This is a genomic window from Carboxydocella sp. JDF658 (assembly GCF_002049395.1).
Classification (GTDB): domain Bacteria; phylum Bacillota.
Map to the genome: position 1 here is coordinate 1 of NZ_BDLR01000254.1, position 17,135 is coordinate 17,135.

Annotated in this window: 16 protein-coding genes and 2 pseudogenes; 10 read left to right on the forward strand and 8 right to left on the reverse strand. The window is 50.5% G+C overall.

The genetic code is table 11. The features are described 5' to 3' along the window. The 3 genes from JDF658_RS14035 to alr form a co-directional block, all read left to right on the forward strand. Positions 1–889: NAD(P)H-hydrate dehydratase (locus JDF658_RS14035; protein WP_079908055.1), on the forward strand; the 889-nt coding region annotated here is incomplete at its 5' end. Next, on the forward strand, positions 886–1,374 hold the full coding sequence (locus JDF658_RS14040) for a CBS domain-containing protein (protein ID WP_078664522.1): 489 nt from the start codon (positions 886–888) through the stop codon (positions 1,372–1,374). The genes JDF658_RS14035 and JDF658_RS14040, both read left to right, overlap by 4 nt. After that, positions 1,374–2,498, forward strand: a complete 1,125-nt coding sequence (gene alr / locus JDF658_RS14045) for an alanine racemase (RefSeq protein ID WP_079908056.1) — start codon at positions 1,374–1,376, stop codon at positions 2,496–2,498. The genes JDF658_RS14040 and alr overlap by 1 nt, the downstream gene beginning before the upstream one ends. Here the strand turns inward: alr and JDF658_RS14050 are convergent. From JDF658_RS14050 to acs, 3 genes are all read right to left on the reverse strand, one after another. Continuing rightward, on the reverse strand, positions 2,495–3,169 hold the full coding sequence (locus JDF658_RS14050) for an LrgB family protein (RefSeq protein ID WP_079908057.1): 675 nt from the start codon (positions 3,167–3,169) through the stop codon (positions 2,495–2,497). The two genes, alr and JDF658_RS14050, sit on opposite strands and share 4 nt — an antisense overlap. Further along, positions 3,166–3,537 carry a CidA/LrgA family protein gene (locus JDF658_RS14055; RefSeq protein WP_242946696.1) on the reverse strand — a complete coding sequence of 124 codons (372 nt, stop codon included), beginning with the start codon at positions 3,535–3,537 and terminating at the stop codon, positions 3,166–3,168. Before JDF658_RS14055 ends, JDF658_RS14050 begins: the two co-directional genes overlap by 4 nt. Positions 3,538–3,654: 117 nt before the next feature. Continuing rightward, complete coding sequence (gene acs / locus JDF658_RS14060) at positions 3,655–5,556, reverse strand: acetate--CoA ligase (protein ID WP_375804207.1); 1,902 nt, start codon at positions 5,554–5,556, stop codon at positions 3,655–3,657. Between the two features lie 197 nt (positions 5,557–5,753). On the opposite strand from acs, the gene JDF658_RS14320 reads away from it, so the two are divergent. Continuing rightward, on the forward strand, positions 5,754–5,918 hold the full coding sequence (locus JDF658_RS14320) for a hypothetical protein (RefSeq protein WP_159446655.1): 165 nt from the start codon (positions 5,754–5,756) through the stop codon (positions 5,916–5,918). 22 nt (positions 5,919–5,940) lie between these two features. On the opposite strand, the gene JDF658_RS14065 is transcribed toward JDF658_RS14320, so the two are convergent. Continuing rightward, entirely contained in the window at positions 5,941–7,200 is a 1,260-nt protein-coding gene (locus JDF658_RS14065) for a hypothetical protein (RefSeq protein WP_079908058.1), read from the reverse strand. A gap of 97 nt (positions 7,201–7,297) precedes the next feature. Between JDF658_RS14065 and JDF658_RS14070 the strand changes: the two genes are divergently transcribed. The 3 genes from JDF658_RS14070 to JDF658_RS14080 are packed head-to-tail and all read left to right on the forward strand — an operon-like array spanning position 7,298 to position 10,938. Further along, on the forward strand, positions 7,298–7,708 hold the full coding sequence (locus JDF658_RS14070) for a CoA-binding protein (RefSeq protein ID WP_078664527.1): 411 nt from the start codon (positions 7,298–7,300) through the stop codon (positions 7,706–7,708). A gap of 3 nt (positions 7,709–7,711) precedes the next feature. Continuing rightward, on the forward strand, positions 7,712–8,581 hold the full coding sequence (locus JDF658_RS14075) for a DUF89 domain-containing protein (RefSeq protein ID WP_079908060.1): 870 nt from the start codon (positions 7,712–7,714) through the stop codon (positions 8,579–8,581). Between the two features lie 5 nt (positions 8,582–8,586). Next, positions 8,587–10,938 carry a polysaccharide deacetylase family protein gene (locus JDF658_RS14080; protein WP_079908062.1) on the forward strand — a complete coding sequence of 784 codons (2,352 nt, stop codon included), beginning with the start codon at positions 8,587–8,589 and terminating at the stop codon, positions 10,936–10,938. A gap of 7 nt (positions 10,939–10,945) precedes the next feature. Here the strand turns inward: JDF658_RS14080 and JDF658_RS14085 are convergent, their stop codons facing one another. The 4 genes from JDF658_RS14085 to JDF658_RS14935 all read right to left on the reverse strand — a co-directional run bounded on the left by JDF658_RS14085 (position 10,946) and on the right by JDF658_RS14935 (position 14,564). Further along, a complete protein-coding gene (locus tag JDF658_RS14085) occupies positions 10,946–12,055 on the reverse strand; it encodes a PRK06851 family protein (protein ID WP_078664530.1) in 1,110 nt (369 codons plus the stop codon). 239 nt (positions 12,056–12,294) lie between these two features. Next, complete coding sequence (locus JDF658_RS14325) at positions 12,295–12,471, reverse strand: DUF4926 domain-containing protein (protein WP_143312038.1); 177 nt, start codon at positions 12,469–12,471, stop codon at positions 12,295–12,297. Positions 12,472–12,476: 5 nt separating this feature from the next. Beyond that, entirely contained in the window at positions 12,477–13,565 is a 1,089-nt protein-coding gene (locus tag JDF658_RS14090; protein WP_079908063.1) for a phage minor capsid protein, read from the reverse strand. Positions 13,566–13,844: 279 nt separating this feature from the next. After that, positions 13,845–14,564, reverse strand: a complete 720-nt coding sequence (locus tag JDF658_RS14935) for a thermonuclease family protein (RefSeq protein ID WP_079908065.1) — start codon at positions 14,562–14,564, stop codon at positions 13,845–13,847. 190 nt (positions 14,565–14,754) lie between these two features. Between JDF658_RS14935 and JDF658_RS14100 the strand changes: the two are divergent. The 3 genes and pseudogenes from JDF658_RS14100 to JDF658_RS14110 form a co-directional block, all read left to right on the forward strand. Next, positions 14,755–16,173: pseudogene (locus tag JDF658_RS14100) on the forward strand (thioredoxin domain-containing protein); the annotation flags it as partial. A gap of 110 nt (positions 16,174–16,283) precedes the next feature. Then, complete coding sequence (gene tnpA / locus JDF658_RS14105) at positions 16,284–16,682, forward strand: IS200/IS605 family transposase (protein WP_079908068.1); 399 nt, start codon at positions 16,284–16,286, stop codon at positions 16,680–16,682. Next, positions 16,679–17,135, forward strand: a pseudogene (locus JDF658_RS14110) (hypothetical protein); the annotation flags it as partial. The gene tnpA and the pseudogene JDF658_RS14110, both read left to right, overlap by 4 nt.

Genomic DNA, 17,135 nt, shown 5'->3' on the forward strand with positions numbered 1-17,135 from the left:
GCGGCAGTTACTGCAGGGTGAACTGGTAGCCAGCTGGCTACCCCGGCGGGCTGCGGAAGGCCATAAGGGTACCTATGGTAAGGTGGTAGTAGTGGCGGGGAGCCGCAACATGTCGGGAGCTGCGGTGCTGGCCACTCTGGGCGCCTTGCACGGAGGAGCAGGCCTGGTAGAGGTAATTGTCCCCCGTTCCCTGCAGGACCGGGTGGCAGTGGCTGTACCGGCAGCCCTGACCCGCGGGGTAGAGGAAACCCCGAGCGGGACCCTGGCGGAAGCGGCGCTGGAGGAAATCACCGCTGGCCTGGCGGGAGCCCAGGCGGTGGTAATCGGGCCAGGACTGGGACAGGAGGAAGAGACCGGCCGCTTGTTTCGCCAGGTACTGGAGCGGATTGGTTGCCCGACTGTGATCGATGCGGATGGGTTGAACTACCTGGCGGCAGCAGGGGAAAAACTGCAATTGCCTCCAGGCACTATTCTTACTCCCCATCCTGGCGAAATGGCTCGTCTCACTGGCCTAACCACTGCTGAAGTACAAAAGGACCGGCTGGCAGCGGTGGAACGGGCCTGGCGCAACTGGCAGGCGGTAATAGTGCTGAAAGGCGCCCGTACCTTGATTGCGGCCGGGGAAAACTGCTATTATTTCAATCCCACCGGCAACCCCGGTATGGCTACAGGGGGCAGCGGGGATGTTCTGGCCGGTTTGATTGGGGCTTTGCTGGCTCAGGGGCTGTCGCCGGAACAGGCAGCAGCAGCAGGGGCCTGGCTGCATGGCCGGGCTGGAGATCTGGCCCGCGAAGAAATGGGAGAGCTGGCGTTGACAGCACTGGATGTGGTAAATTATTTACGGAAAGTATCCCGGGAAATTTGGCAGTTGGGAGGTAGTAAGCTATGATGGCCAGGGAAATAATGACCAGGGATGTTATTACTGTGCATCTGGAAGATTCAGTGGAAAAGGTGGCCCGCTTGCTGGCGGAAAAAGGTATCAGCGGAGTTCCGGTGGTAAATGATGAAAATAAACTGGTGGGGATAGTGACTGAAGGGGATTTTATCGTCCGCAGCAAGAAATTGCGGGTACCTACCTATTTTCAACTGCTGGGCGGGGTCATCTATTTTGAAAGCCCGCACCGGCTGGAGGAAGAATTGCGGAAAATGACTGCTACCAGGGTCAAGGATATTATGACCGAGGATGTAATCAGCATTGTAGAAGAAACACCCATTGAGGAAATTGCCACTATTATGGTGGAGAAAAAAATCAACCGCCTGCCGGTGGTGCGCAATCACAAGGTAGTGGGAATTGTTTCCCGCTCGGACCTGGTAAAAGCGATGGTGGGAATGAAAAAACCCCACCACCATGGGGAAGAGAGGCAGGGAGAATAATGCATTGCCGGCCGGTTTGGGCGGAAATAGATTTGGGAGCGATAGGACATAATGTGCGGGAACTCAGGCGGGTAACCCAGCCCCGGGCCAGGTTGATGGCAATTGTCAAGGCCAATGCCTACGGGCATGGGGCGGTGGAAGTGGCACGGGTAGCCCTGGCTAACGGAGCAGAACGCCTGGGGGTGGCCCTTTTACAGGAAGCCATTGAATTGAGACGGGCCGCCTTCGGGGTGCCCATCCTGATTCTGGGCTATACGCCTCCTGATGGGGCTCTGGATGTGGTTAAATATAACCTGACTCAGACTGTTTTTGATTACCAGGGAGCAGAAGCCCTCTCCTGGGCAGCAGTACAGCTGCGCAAAACCGCCAAAATTCATCTTAAACTGGATACCGGCATGGGCAGGCTGGGGTTTGTCACTACCAACCCCCGTTCCCTGGAAGAAATTTTGCGGATAGCCCGCTTACCAGGGCTGGAAATCGAGGGGATATATACCCATTTCGCCTCCAGTGATAGCAAGGATAAAACTTCGGCTCTAAGGCAGCTGGAGCTCTTCCGCAACTTTGTAGACCAGCTGGAAAAGCTGGGACTGGAAATTCCTCTTAAACACACTGCTAATAGCGGGGCTATTCTGGATATGCCCTCTGCCCATCTGGATCTGGTACGGGCCGGGATTGCCCTCTATGGCCTGTACCCTTCCGATGAAGTGAAAAAGGAAAAAGTGGCCCTGCGTCCGGCGATGACCTTGAAGGCGCGCATCGCCTATGTTAAGGAAGTGGGGCCTGGCAGCGGGATCAGTTATGGCTCAACCTATGTCACCAGTGGCTGGGAAAGGATTGCTACCATCCCGCTGGGTTATGCTGACGGCTATAACCGCCGGCTTTCCAACCGGGCCGAAGTGCTGATCAAAGGCCAGCGCTGCCCGGTGGTAGGGCGGGTTTGTATGGATCAGTTTATGGTGCGGGTCTCCCATCTGGAGCAGGTAACAGCCGGGGAGGAAGTGGTCCTTTTTGGCCGGCAGGGCCAGGCTGAATTGCCGGTGGATGAACTGGCCAGCATACTGGATACTATCAATTACGAGCTGGTTTGTGCAGTTAGCAGCAGGGTGCCCCGCATCTATGTCTAAAACCAGTCCACAATCCAGGGAGCCAGGAAGGAGGTTAGGATGGCTGCCACTGCCATGGCTACTCCGGCCAGGGCACCCTGGGTTTCGCCTTCCTGCAGGGCAATGGCTGTGCCCTGACCATGGGAAGTGGTACCCAGAGCCAGACCCCGGGCAGCGGCATCATTTATTCCAGTTTTATTCATCAACCAGGGGCCAATGGCAGCGCCGATCATGCCGGTAGCCACCACAAAGGCTACGGCCAGAGCGGGATCACCTCCGATAATCCTGGCAATTTCCAGTGCGATAGGTGCTGTTACTGATTTGGGGGCCAGGGAGAGCAAAATGGTGCGCTGCAGCTGAAAGAAAAGGCCCACTCCCAGCACTGTAAACATGGAACTGACAGCTCCAGCGGCTATGGCTGTCAGGTAGCCGACCAGATTGGTTTTAAGTAGACGGCTATTGCGATAAAGAGGGACGGCCAGGGCTACTGTTGCGGGACCAAGCAGAAAGGTCATGATGTCCCTGGCCTGTTTATAATCATCAAAAGTGAGATTAAAACTGCTTAAAACGAGAATTATGATGGTGGTGGAAACAATCACTGGATTAAGCAGAGAAATCCCGGTGCGCAAAAACAGCTTGCGGCTGAACCAGTAACATAAAACAGTGAGGGTGATGGAAAAAAAAGTAATCACTGGCCTTCAATCTCCTTCCGGCCCAGACGCTGGGCAGTATAACCTGTTACCAGGATGGTAACAGCGGCACTAATTAGCAGGGCCAGAAAAAGCTGCAGGCCTGCCTGCCGGAACAGATGCCCCCAGGCCATCAGGCCAACGGAGATGGGAATAAAGAAAAAAGCCAGGTGTTTAAGTAAAAGGTTTGCTCCTGCTTCAATCCAGGCCAGGGGGATAAGGCCACTGACCAGAGCGAAAAACAGCAGCAACATGCCCAGCACGTTTCCCGGGATGGGCACATGGGTTAAGGAGGCCAGATAGTTTCCCAGTTGATAAATGCCATATAACAACAGCCACTGGCTCAGGATCTTCAACCATTTCTGCAACATCCATTCCACCTCCTGGTAAGACTTAACCCTTATTTTACTGAAAAATTCAGGTAATTTCAATTATAAATTAATCCCCTGGTCTTCTCTACGGAAGAGCCAGGGGATAATTTCCATGCTTTATTCTTCCAGGGTAGTCAGGTCACCGGGATCCTGACCTAGCTCCTGAGCTTTCAGTAAACGGCGCATGATTTTGCCAGAACGGGTTTTAGGCAATTTGGGGACAAAATCCAGTTCAGAGATAATTACTATGGGGCCCAGTTCATTGCGGACGTGGTTGACCAGCTCTTTTTTCAATTCCTCTGTCCCCTCATAACCCAGTTTCAGAATGACGAAAGCTTTCAGTACTTCCCCTTTAACCGGATCGGGTTTGCCGATAGCGGCTGCCTCGGCTACTGCGGGATGGCTGACCAGAGCGCTTTCCACTTCCGCAGTACCGATGCGATGGCCGGCAATGTTCAGCACATCATCAGCCCGGCCCAGTACGGTGAAATACCCTTCTTCATCTTTCACTGCCACATCCCCGGTCAGATAATAGCCGGGAATAGTGGTCCAGGTTTTGCTGTAACGTTCATCATCACCGAAAACAGTGCGCAGCATGTGGGGGAAGGGGTTTTTCAGGACCAGCAAGCCGCCTTTGTTAGGAGGCTGGGGATTACCGGCTGAATCCACTACATCGGCCACCACTCCCGGCAGGGGGACTCCCACTTTCCCTGGTTTGGCAGCCATGGCTGGCAGAGTGCCCAGAGTGGGTCCGCCCAGCTCTGTTTGCCACCAGTTATCCACGATGTACCCGCCCTGGCTGGAAAGCAATACTTCATAGGCCCAGCGCCAGGCCTCGGGGTTCAGAGGCTCGCCAGCACAGGTAATCAGGCGCAGGGAAGTCATGTTGTATTCTTTGGGATAGGTATCCCCGTATTTCATCAACAGGCGTATGGCAGTGGGGGCGGTAAAGATAACGGAGACCCTATATTTTTCTACTATTTCCCAGGGAGTGGCGGGACTGGGATAATCCAGGGCCCCTTCCCGGAAAACGGTGGTAATGCCCGCTACCAGGGGCGCATAGACAATATAGGAATGGCCTACAATCCAGCCAATATCGGAAGTACACCAGAAAATATCATCATCCTTGAGGTCCATGAAAGTCCGGGCATGATAGTAAGTGCCCACCATGTAGCCGCCGTGGACATGCAATACTCCTTTGGGTTTACCGGTAGTGCCTGAGGTGTAGAGAATGAAGAGAGGATCTTCTGCTTCCATAACTTCGGCGGGACAATCGGGTTTGTGGTTGAAGAGGGTGAGGAAATCCACTTCATTGTCTTTCAGGGGCACTTTTTCGGTTTTACGCTGCCAGAATATCACTTTTTCAACACAGCTAACCCCTTCCAGAGCTTGATCGACTATGCTTTTGAGATCCACTTCCTTGCCGCGGCGATAACCGATATCGGCAGTGATCACCAGTTTGGCCTGCGAGTCGTTAATCCGTTCCCGCAGGGCACCGAAGCCGAGACCGGCATAAACCACACTGTGGATAGCTCCCAGCCTGGCACAGGCCAGCATGGAGATTACCCCTTCTAAGGTCAGGGGCATGTAGATAATGACCCGGTCGCCTTTTTGCAAGCCCAGGGTTTTCAGGCCATTGGCAAAACGGCAGACCCGGTCATAGAGCTGGGCATAGGTTAGAGTCTGTTCACTGCCATCTTCACCCAGGAAAATAAAGGCGGCCTTGTTTTTCCGCCAGGTATTGAGGTGCCGGTCCAGGGCATTATAGGTAATATTGCATTTCCCCTCGCTAAACCAGCGATGTTTGGGATATTCCCATTCCAGGACTTTTTCCCAGGGCGAAAACCATTCCAGCTCAGCTGCTACTTTGCCCCAGAATTCCTCCGGCTGGCTGACGGAATAAGGATAGATTTCTTCGTAATTGGGCAGGGCAGCATTTTCTTTAATTCTGGCCGGGGGCTCATATTTTGTTTCTACCTGCAACAGGTTATCCAGCTTAAGATCTTCCAAACTGTCCACCTCCAGTGATAAAAATCTTTCTTACCACTATTTTTGGCTAAAAATATAAAAAAGTGAATAAATATGCATTAAATCAGCAAAAAAGGGAGGGGAACAGTCGCTGGCGCGGGGTAAAAAAATTACCAGCCATTTACCTTTAATTGAGCTGCCATTCAATATATAATAAAGAAAGACTATGAATGGGGGAGGAAAGAACCATGGATTTGCTCACAGCATTAGAAGAAGCATTGCAGGAGGAAATAGAAGCCCAAAAAAATACCGGGAAGCAGCTGCCCAGGCAGCCGATCCCGAAACCCGCTTGCTCTTTGAACAATTGGTTCGTGAGGAGGAACAGCACGAAAAACGCATTCGTGAAAGAATAAAAGCGGTCAAGCTTTTAGGCTATTAATAAATGGCAGATAAAAAGAGCATAAGGCCAAATAGGGCAACCAGGAGAGCCAGGGAAATTCTGAGCTTACTTCTGGCTGCTGAGTGGCCCTGGAATTTTTCCGCGGAAAAATGGGTAACTGCTACAGCAGCACTGGCAAAACCCACAACTACCGCTAGCTTGAGCAGGGCCGGAATGTGATGAAAGGTGGTTTCTGGAGTCAGGGTTTTCCAGATGGACAGGCTATAATAGATAACCACTATAAACTCAATGAATGCGGCCGCTACTTGCAGGGAGAGGCCTTCCTTCTGGAGCAGCACTGTTTCATTGGCATGAATCAGTTCTACCTGGGTTTGGACTACATCAATGGCGGCTTTGGCGTTCTGGAGTGAAAGCTGTAATTGCTGGGAAGTATTATGGAAATCTTTGAGCTGGTTACTGAACTCAGGCAATACATCTGTTAACAGTGCTTTAGGACCGGCGCTTTCTTTGGTTAAACGCAGGAGAATTTTGCTCTGCCGGTTGATATCCAGCTGTAAAGTGGCTTCAATATTCTTGAGTACCAGGGCATTACTGCCCAGGGTGCCATAGAGCTGGGCCAGTTCCTGCAGGGTTTCTTCCCAGAAGAGGCTTTTTTCTTTTTCCGATTGCTGTTCCAGCTGTTTCTGTTTATGCAAAATGCTGGCCAGGCGGCGGTCGATTTCCCGCTTGTCTTGAGTGATCATTTTTCTCTGGTCTTTAAACAAGCGCAGCTCCTGGTTCAGGCGAAAAAAGCCCAGATCCAGCAGGGGTAAGTCCCTCAGGGTTAAAGGCTCCAGGGGGCGATCTGCTACAGGGAGCAGGTGATAATAATGGTGCTGCCTATTTGCATAGTTATGCCGCAAGAGGCCATATTTGGTTACTGTAGTGGCAGTCTCCTGCAAAAGTGGCCGGGGCAAATCCAGTTCCTCTGCCGGAGCGACGACCAGGGTAGTCTGGCCCAGAAGATAATCAGCATCTTCAGGTGAAGTCACCACTTCGGGTAGAAGCTGGGCTGGTGAGCCTTCCAGCCATTGTACGACAATCGTTATGGTTTCAAATTCGAACAGAAGTGCCCTGCCGGCAGGAATGACTATTTCTTTTAACAGATTAAGTTCATTTTCATTGACCAGATCGGCCCAGGCAGGAGGAGATTCTGTACCTATCTGGCGGTTACTCAATTGTTGCCAGAGGTTGACGATCTCTGCTTCGTCCCGGGAAAACAGATACTGATAATGAATAATACCGTTTTTTGCCATCTTTTGCCTCCTTTCCCCTGGCATAAAGTATATCATTTGCCACCCGGGGAAGCAAAGGGGTATAATAGATTTAAGTATATTCAGAGGAGGCGGGTGTATGTATACTGACCAGGAACTTAAGGCAATTCTGGATGAGATGCGGACAATTGCCATCGTGGGCATTTCCGACAAAGAGGACCGGCCCAGTTACCGGGTGGCAAAGTACCTGCAGGACCAGGGGTACAGGATCATTCCCGTCAATCCCCGTTTGCAGGAGGTGCTGGGGGAAAAAGCCTATCCTGACCTGAAGAGCATTCCTGAACCTGTAGATGTGGTGGATGTTTTCCGCAAACCGGAAGAAGTGGTGCCAGTAGCCCGGGAAGCAGTGGAAATCGGGGCGAAAGTTCTCTGGTTACAACTGGGGATTCAAAATGAGGAAGCGGAAAAACTGGCTGCTGCAGCAGGACTTAAGACCGTAGCAGATCGTTGCCTGAAAATAGAACATGCACGTTTAATGGAGAGGGGTTAATCGATGCAAGTTAGCTTGGAGTGTGTACCCTGTTATTTGCGCCAGGTATTGAATGCCATGCAACACGGTGAGATACCCGTTGAAGAACAGGGTAAAATACTGGACCAGATTCTCCTTGAGATTCCGCAGCTGGACAAGACTGCCACTCCGGCTTTAAACTCTTCCCTGTTATTGCACCGTTTGCAGGAAATGGCCGGGGTCGGGGATCTTTTCCAGGAGGCCAAGGAAAAATCCAATGAGCAGGCCCTGGCCTTATTACCCCTGCTGCGGGAAATGGTCAGTGAGGCGGATTGGCCGCTGGAACTGGCAGTTAAGCTGGCTGTAGCCGGTAATATAGTGGATCTGGGGATATTGCAGGATTATGACCTGGAGGCCAGCATTCGTCAAGTTTTACATGAACCTTTTACCATTTACCATCTCCCGGCACTGGCCCAGGATCTGCGCACAGCCCGGAAGGTGCTGATTATCGGGGATAACAGCGGGGAAATTATTTTTGATTCTCTGCTGGTGGAACAACTGCTTGCTTTGGACCTGGAGGTAACTTACAGTGTCAAAGCCGGGCCCATTCTCAATGATGCTACCCGTGAGGATGCGGAAGCTGCTGGCTTGCCCCGGCTGTGCCGGGTGATCGATACCGGAAATAATTTTCTCGGCGTAGTTCCCGAACATTCAGGACAGGAGTTTTTACAGGCCATGGCTGAAGCTGATGTGGTTATTTCCAAAGGCCAGGCCAATTATGAGTCTCTGGAGGGTACGGAACTGGCTGGTGAAAAAACGTATTTTTTGCTCAAGGCCAAATGCCCACTGGTAGCAGCTCATCTAGGGGTTGAACTGGGCGACCTGGTACTGAAAAAGAATGACTTGAGGCGGTAAAACTCATGAAGAAAAAAGGCCTGTACTTTATTGGAATTATTATCCTGTTAGCTGGCGCATTCTATTATTTTTGGCCGCGACCGGGGGTACAGCTTCAGTTTCAGCAACAACCGGTAACAAGACTGGGCGAAGAAGGCCGGGTTGCAGTGCTGGAATATCGTGATTTTAATTGGCCCGGAGGGTTTAGTATCTCCGGCGAGCAATTTCGCCGTCAGCTCCAGGCACTGCGCCAGGCAGGCTATACTCTGGTCACCCCTGAAGAATTTCGGGACTGGTTACAGGGAAAAAAGGAGATAAAGGATAAGAGCATTCTCCTCACTATTGATGATGGTTATGCCAGTGTTGCCGAGATTGTTCCCATTCTGCGGGAATTCAAAGCGCGGGCCCTGGTCTTTCTGGTTACTTCCCGTACAGGCAAACCGAAATTGACTGACGCTCAGCTGCAGGAGTTTGCTGACGTTCTACGGCCGGAAAGTCATACCCATAATCTGCACTATCAAGGGGAGATCAGACCGGGGAAAACAGGACCAGCCCTGACCTCCCGTCTCTGGCTGGCTGCTGAAGGTCGCCAGGAGAACAGGGATGAGTATAAATTGCGCCTGAGAACCGACCTGGAAACAAGTCTGGCTACTTTACTACCAGTTAATAAACGGCCGGAATTTTTCGCCTATCCCTATGGGGTAAGCAACAATGATGTAATTCAGTTATTGAAGGAACATGGAATCAAATTTGCCTTTGGTACCAGGCCTGGCCTGGTCACTCGCAAGAGCGATCCCTGGTACTTGCCCCGTTTTGAGGTAGGCATGCCGTCCTTTACCCCGGAACGGCTGCTGGCCATGCTGGAAGTGGAGTTTGGCAAGAGGGAAGCCTTCAGTGGCTGGCAACTGGCTGGCATTGATAACTTCCAGCCCAGGATTTTCTGGCTGGAGGAAGGCCAGGTACGGGAAGCCCTGCAAATTACCGGGCCGGGCTGGAAATTCCAAAAAATAACCAGGGACCAGCTGGGACCATTTCGACGCTGGCAGTTGAGCTGGGAAAAAGAGAATGGGGAAAAACTGGCCATCGACCTTTACTCTGTTCCAGGCGGGGGCATGTACCTGCTGGAGTGGACCCCTGCTAATCAGGATAGTAAGTTAGTCTACCACTGGCAACGGGTAGGGGAAAAGGGGCCCTGGCAGGTGCGGACCATATCCTATCGGCCCTCTCAGTATGGCCCTTACAGTCAACTGGCTTCAATGGTTACTACCAGCTCCTGGCCTGCTCCAGACGACAAATGGCTGGTCCAACCCAACCGCGGCTATTTCTGGCCGGGGCAGAAAGGGGAAGTCTATCTCAGTCGCGGTGACAGCTGGGAGGTTCTGCAGGAAGATACCCGCAGGGAACTGGACCCAGGGGCCAAAGTACAATTGCATAGCAACCAGTATGGTACTGCTCTCTGGTATTCCGTTACCGGGCTAAAACCCGGCCAGGCTTACAGCCAGTGGGGTGCCGTTGCCAGTGAGCAGTTGCTTAACTGGGAGAATCAGATTAGCATTGCCGATGTGCGTCGGGCTGATGGTGACCGTTATCGTAAAGTTTTACGCGATGGGATCTATAACCAAACCCCGGGTGGATATGAGCCCGGGGGGGAGCGGGTCTTCTGGCGTATCCCCGCCCAGCATGTGGGCATGATGGCATTAGACCATGATGAGGTATTTTTCCGAAACCTGGTTGCCCTCAGCCTGTTTAATGCCGTTGAGCGCCAGAATCAGGCCGGGATCTGGCCGACAGAACATCTTGTTAAAAATTTGAAAGAAAAATATGGTCTGGACCAGCCTTTCTTTGATACGCGCTTTAATACCGATACCGGTATGTTTTTATTAAAGGTGTATCGTCAATACCAGATTCAGGCTGCCCGCCAGAAGGCGGAGCAGTACGGTAAATATCTCTGGCTCTATGTGGAAAATAACCATTTTACCACTCAAAACAAAGGCTATCTGGTTTATGATTACCAGAATCTAACGGCTAGCAAAGTAATTACCCATACCAGTCTCAATCATCAGCTAGCCGAGATCAACTTTTTCCTGGAACTGTATTTGTTAACTGGTGAGGAGGCCTGGTTGACTCAGGCAGAGAAAATGCTACAGGGCATCAGGGATATTGGTACAGCCTGGATTAAACCAGATGGAGATTTGCATTATGCCTACTTGCCCGATGGCAGTTTGGGCATGCAAGATTATCCGCTGGTAACCCTGAAGGATTTGTTGTATACCCAGGAGCTGCTGTTGAAAATCAAAGGGAGTCGAGATCCCTTGCTGGACCAGCTGATAAGCAGCAAACAGGCGTATTTACAAAAACAAAAACTAGGACCGCAATAGTGCGGCCCTAGTTTTTTGTTTCTTCAGCATATTGCAAAATCCGGTTGAGGATTTCTTCCCGGCGCTGATTGATGGCGGTGAAATCCATGGCGGGAATGTAGTAGGTTTCCATGCGGTCATGTTCGGCTTTGGCTTCTTTAATATATTTAACCGCCCGGTAGAAAGAGGTCCAGAAACGGCCTTTAACACTGTCGATTTCAGTAGTATAGAGAGATAAACGCTGACGATTGAGATAATCATTTAGATTATAAATTGTAGCTGTTGCCGGCAGCTGCAGGTCTGAGGGGATATTGCCATTGATAACTGCCACTTTCAAGGCGGGAATGATGATCCCATCCAGTTTGGTCGGGTCAAAGGAGCAATGATAGGCCTGGCAGTCCAGTCCTAGCAACTGGGCCCTGGTCAGGAGCCGTTCGATCAGGGTGGATTTGCCGGTGCCTGGATCTCCTTGCAGGACAAAGATTTTATCAACACCAATCAACAAGGTATCCCAGCTGTTTACCGGGCCGAGGGGTGTGATGGCTGAGGCAAAAAGGCGACGGATTTTGGCGGGACGGATAAACTGGGGTTTAATATCAGCAAAGATTTCCTCTTCTAGTTTGAGGGTAAGGCGGTTAACCTGAGGAAAATTCTGGCTTTCCTGCAGATAGGATTCCCATTCATCCAGAACAATCTTGGCTTCCGCCAGAGCCTGATAGGCGATGACAAAGAGGCGGCCCACCCGGGCATTGCTTTCCATGATGGCAGTCTTATTGGCCCGCAGCATATCTTCCTGCCAGTGGTCACCGAGATGGATGATTTCGTCTACTGCCCCGGGGTTCTTGGGATCAACCCCATGGGGGGCGGTACCATCCAGCAAGGCGATCCGCAGAGCGGGGATGACCACGCCATCCAGGGAATTATTGTCGGAAGAACAGCAGTGAAATTCTACTTCATACCCCTGTTCCAGCATGGCTTCACCGATACGGCGCATGAAGGTGGACTTACCGACCCCGGGGCCACCCTTGATAACGAAAATGCGGGTAGCATCGGGTTCAATCATGTGATGATAGAGAGAATAGAAGCCCTGACAAGTGTTCCCACCCGGGAAAAGACGCCGTAGAATTCCTTTGTTCACTCTCGAACCTCCCTAGTTGTTTTGGGCTTTTGCCCTAATAAATATATATGATTTTTTTAGGCAAGTGTGCATAGAAAATTTACAATTATCAGTTTGCCAAGATAGAATTCTGGTTTTGATTGTTCATTTGATCATCATTCATTGAAGCTCCCTTCCTTTAAATTTCCGTGCTTAACCGGCGGCCGTTGCCGTAATTTAGGCATATTAAAACCACCCTTGCATTTTAGCTTGGGTGGTTTTCACTGCTCTTTTATTCTCCATGTTACCCTCTCTATCTGGTCAGGAGAAATCTCCTCAAGTTCACCCTCATCTTCCGGGAACTCAACCAGGTATCCGAGAGGATCTTTTCCAACGTAAACGACAGTACCTTCTCTGCCATCTTTCAGTAAAACTACATCGTGTTCCTCCACAATCATTTTCATCACCTCTTATCAACATAGATGGTTGTTAATCTTGGTCTCCCAGTCTCTTTTTCGATAAGCCAACCCGTAATAACTGGTGCTGTCTTGCCATTCGGGCCTGTTAGTTCCATCCTTACCTCATACTTGTCGCCATACTTCGTATTGCCCTTATAGACCGCAGGGTACTTGGATAAATTTGCTTTTACATCCTCTATTAACTGCCGATAGTTACTTTTATTATACCCCAGCGCTTTCTCAAATGCTATAGCCTTGTCACGCCCGCCCTTGGCATGTTCTATATTTAGCGCGTAACCAAGTAGTTTATTCTCAGGAATATGGGCGTTTTCTGGCGTTATTATCCCGAACCTGGCATTTTCTTTAAGCCAGTCCTGATAATGCTTCAAAATTGCAGCATCCTGGCCTCTGGGCTTTTGCCCAGCCTTCTCGTATGACCGTTGCAACTGTCGGGCCGCTTTCAATTTATCTTCCAGCGGTGCGACCTCGTTATAAAGCGCTTCCCTTGCCCTTTTCCGGTTAGTAGCGATCGTCACCGCATCCCTCATCTCTTTGTACGCCTGCTTTTCCCTCTCGTTTCGCGGGTCCTCAGTCAACGATGTATTACTGTACTTTTGCACCTTTTCTGCGTCCGGATCCAGCTCTCGAACATAAGGATGTAAGGAATGCCGACAATTCGGATGAATTGGCGGCCTGTATTCATCCGTCAGCTTTGGATAGCGTTTATCTTGGCCGGAGATGCTAAATACCTTGCCCTGGAGCGGAGCACATTTTTCGCAGGTTGGATAATGCGTTGTTATCTTCACCAAATCAAGCCCCGCTTCCCGGCAGGTATTTATCGTGGCCGCGCTAGCCGCTTCCCTGGTGGTAGTCCTGGCCACCATCTCAGCGTAAGAGTCCAACCTCCATTTTCTGCCCAGCTTGTCCACAAAAGCAGTCTGTCCCTGGTCAAGCAGCCGCTGGATTACCCGCTGTTTCATGTCCTTTATCGTGGTACCGCTGGCCATTTTGCGTCCGGCTTCTTCAAGGGCAACGCGCCTGAATTGGTCATCAATTCGCCGTCCTATAAACTGAAAGGAATCGTGCATACTCATGAGGTGAAGAAGCCTGTATCGCGCCGTCTGTTTTTAATGGCAGCAGGCCACACCCTGTTAGGAGTACTGCTGCCGGCGGGATTAAAGGCGGTAGCTACTGAACCAGTATATCAGCAAGTTGACTGGGAACAAGTCTGGGCGGGGAAAGAATGGGGATATGTTGTCGATGTGTCCCGTTGTATCGGATGTGCCCGCTGTGTGCTGGCCTGCAAACTAGAAAACGGGGTACCGCTGCAAGAGCCAGTTAACCAGGGACAAGTCGGAACTGATGCTTTTTTATTATGGCCGACAAACCTTACATGGATCATAGCCGGCTTTGATAGCCTGTTCCCGGCTGTTAAACCATACGCGATGGCTGGGACTGATTTTTTGGGCCCATTTACAGCTGGGATAATGAAACTTCCGGGAATTAGAATTACCCAAATAGGATTTTCTGCTAACTGTGGGGGAAGATACCCGGCTCGTTCCGGTCTTTTCCGTAATCCCCCAGAGGCCTTTGTTTTGGTTGCGGGCTTCCCGCTGTAATTTGACAAACAGGTCAGCATATTTCACATTGGGAGGAACGGTCATGACCTGGGCATAACCATTCTGCAGCAGGATAGCATTGAACATCTTCTTCCGGACTTCCGGTTCCCGGGTGGAAGCGGGTTTTTCCAGCCAGACATAGGCCAGGAGGCGACCATATTTGTCCCGTTTTTCTATATCGAATTCCAGGAAAACTTTACGGCCTTTTAAGGCACTGGTAGTATATTTTTGGGCAGCCTGGCCATAGGGTTGTTCCTTGATGCCCAGCTCGGGATGGGCGATTTCAGGAGTATTGACCCCGATCATCCTTACCCGTTCATTTTTACCGTTAAATAAAACATGAATAGTATCACCATCAGCAATGGAAACTACTCTGGCAGGTGTAAACTGCTGGTTCCCGCTAAAAGCAAAGCTAAATGGCAGCAAAAGCAGTAGAAGGAGAAAAATAAATCTGTTCTTGGATATCAAATTCATAGCGTAACACCTCCGCTAGTTTTATTATACATATTTATTAATTTGTTTAAAAGTCATTGCCGAGATTAGTGTCGTAACAAAACTTTACCTCCCGAGCAATATTCTCTATAGGAATATGTATTTTCCTGTTTATATAAACTAAGCTCGTAAAATGCTTTGCTCAATCTAGAAGAAATTGGAGGGTTAAAAAATGGCAAATAGATTGGCAACTGAGAAGTCACCATATTTATTACAACATGCTCAAAATCCGGTTGACTGGTATCCCTGGGGTGAGGAAGCTTTCCAGCGGGCCCAAAAAGAGGACAAGCCAATCTTCCTATCTATTGGGTACTCAACTTGCCACTGGTGTCATGTCATGGAAAGGGAAAGCTTCGAGGACGAGGAAGTGGCGGAAATTCTTAACCGATACTTTGTTTCCATCAAGGTGGATAGAGAGGAGAGGCCTGATGTTGACCAGGTCTATATGACTGTATGTCAGGCTATGACCGGACAGGGCGGTTGGCCCTTAACTATTATTATGACCCCGGAGAAAAAACCATTCTTTGCAGGCACCTATTTTCCCAAACAAAGCCGGCATGGCATGCCAGGGCTGGTGGATATACTGCAGCGAGTAGCGCAACTGTGGCAGGAAGAACGGAAACAGTTACTGGAAACAGGAGACAGGATAGTAGAGGCTATACGACAGGAGCAGCCGGAAGGGGAGACAGAAGAATTGAAGACAGCTACATTTGAAAAAGCCTTCCAGCATTTTTCCCGCTCCTTTGATCCGGACTATGGTGGATTTGGGCCTCCGCCCAAATTTCCCACTCCTCATATAGCCGGTTTTTTGTTGCGTTACTGGCGGCTAATGGGTGAGGAGAAAGCCCTGGCGATGGTAGAAAAGACCCTGGAAGCCATGTATTTAGGGGGAATTTATGACCATATCGGATATGGATTTAGCCGTTATTCCACAGACCGTTACTGGTTAGTACCCCATTTTGAAAAAATGCTTTATGATAATGCCCTTCTGATTTATCTTTATTCAGAAGCCTACCAGTGTACCAGTAATCCCCGTTATGCCCGGATTGTTACCGAAATAATTACTTATATCTTGCGGGAGATGACCCTTCCTGAAGGGGGATTTTATTCCGCTCAGGATGCTGATTCGGAGGGGGAAGAAGGCAAATACTATGTCTGGCAACCGGGAGAGGTCATAAAAATCCTAGGGGAAGGGCGGGGACAAGCCTTTTGTCAGGCCTATGACATTACGGTTAAAGGCAATTTTGAAGGTAAAAACATCCCTAATTTAATCAAAAGCGGATGGGTCGATGGGTTTGAACAGGAGAAAGAAAGATTGTACCGACATCGGCTACAGCGCATCCATCCTTATAAAGATGATAAAATCCTGACGGCCTGGAATGGGTTGATGATAGCTGCCTTAGCTTTTGCCGGCAGGGTATGGCAAAAAGAGGAATGGAATGGAGCTGCGGCTAAGGCAGTCCAATTTATCTATCGCCATCTTTTCCGGGAAGATGGTCGGCTATTAGCCCGCTACCGGGAAGGAGAGGCCCAGTATCCTGCTTATCTTGATGATTATGCTTTTCTGACCTGGGGGCTACTGGAACTTTATCTTATAAAAACCGGGCTTTCATCCCACGGGTTTACCCGTGGGATGAAAGCCCGGCTAATTTTTTGCCGGAATGTCTTCCTTGTATTGCATAAATCTGGTACAATATAGCTATGGAACAGAAATATAGACACAAACATACATCCGTATCGCTGATTAACTACCACTTTGTCTGGTGCCCGCGCTATAGGCGTAAGGTGCTGGTCGGTTCCGTCGAGACCAGGTTGAGAGAGCTCATTCAGGAGGTGACTCGGAAACTGGACCTGGAAATCCTGGCTCTGGAGATTATGCCTGACCACCTGCACCTGTTCGTCAACGCACCGCCCACGCTGGCACCGCATAACATTGTCGCCAGAATCAAAGGAGTAACTTCGCACCACCTCCGCCGGGAATTTGACCACATCGCAAGAATGCCTTCTATGTGGACACGGAGCTATTTTGTATCCACTGCCGGCAATGTGTCCTCCGACACCATACGCAAGTACATCGAAATGCAGAAGAAAAGGGGGTGATTGAGCTGGCACGCAAAAAGAAGTTCAGTAACGGCATGCCAGCGCAGACTCTCACAGCCAGGGCCAAAGTCATCAACCTTTCCGACCGGGACGCCCTGCTCATGGGCCTGCTGGGTTTTTTCGCCACCAAGCTGTGGAACGTAGCCAACCACCACCGGCGCACTGTCTGGAACGAAACTGGTAGAATACCCGGTTTCGCCGAGCAGTGCCGGGAGCTTAAAATCAACCGCTGGTACAGGCTCCTGCCTTCCCAGTCTGCTCAGGAAGTCCTGGGCGAGCAGGACGACTCCTATCGGTCATGGTTATCACACAGGAAAAACGGCGATGTACTGGCAAAACCGCCGGGCTTCCGGAAAAAAGATACTCTCAGCACCGTGACTTTTAAACAGAACGCTTTCGAAATACTGCCGGACAACCGGGTGCGCCTGAAGCTGCCCAAAACCTACGGCAGGC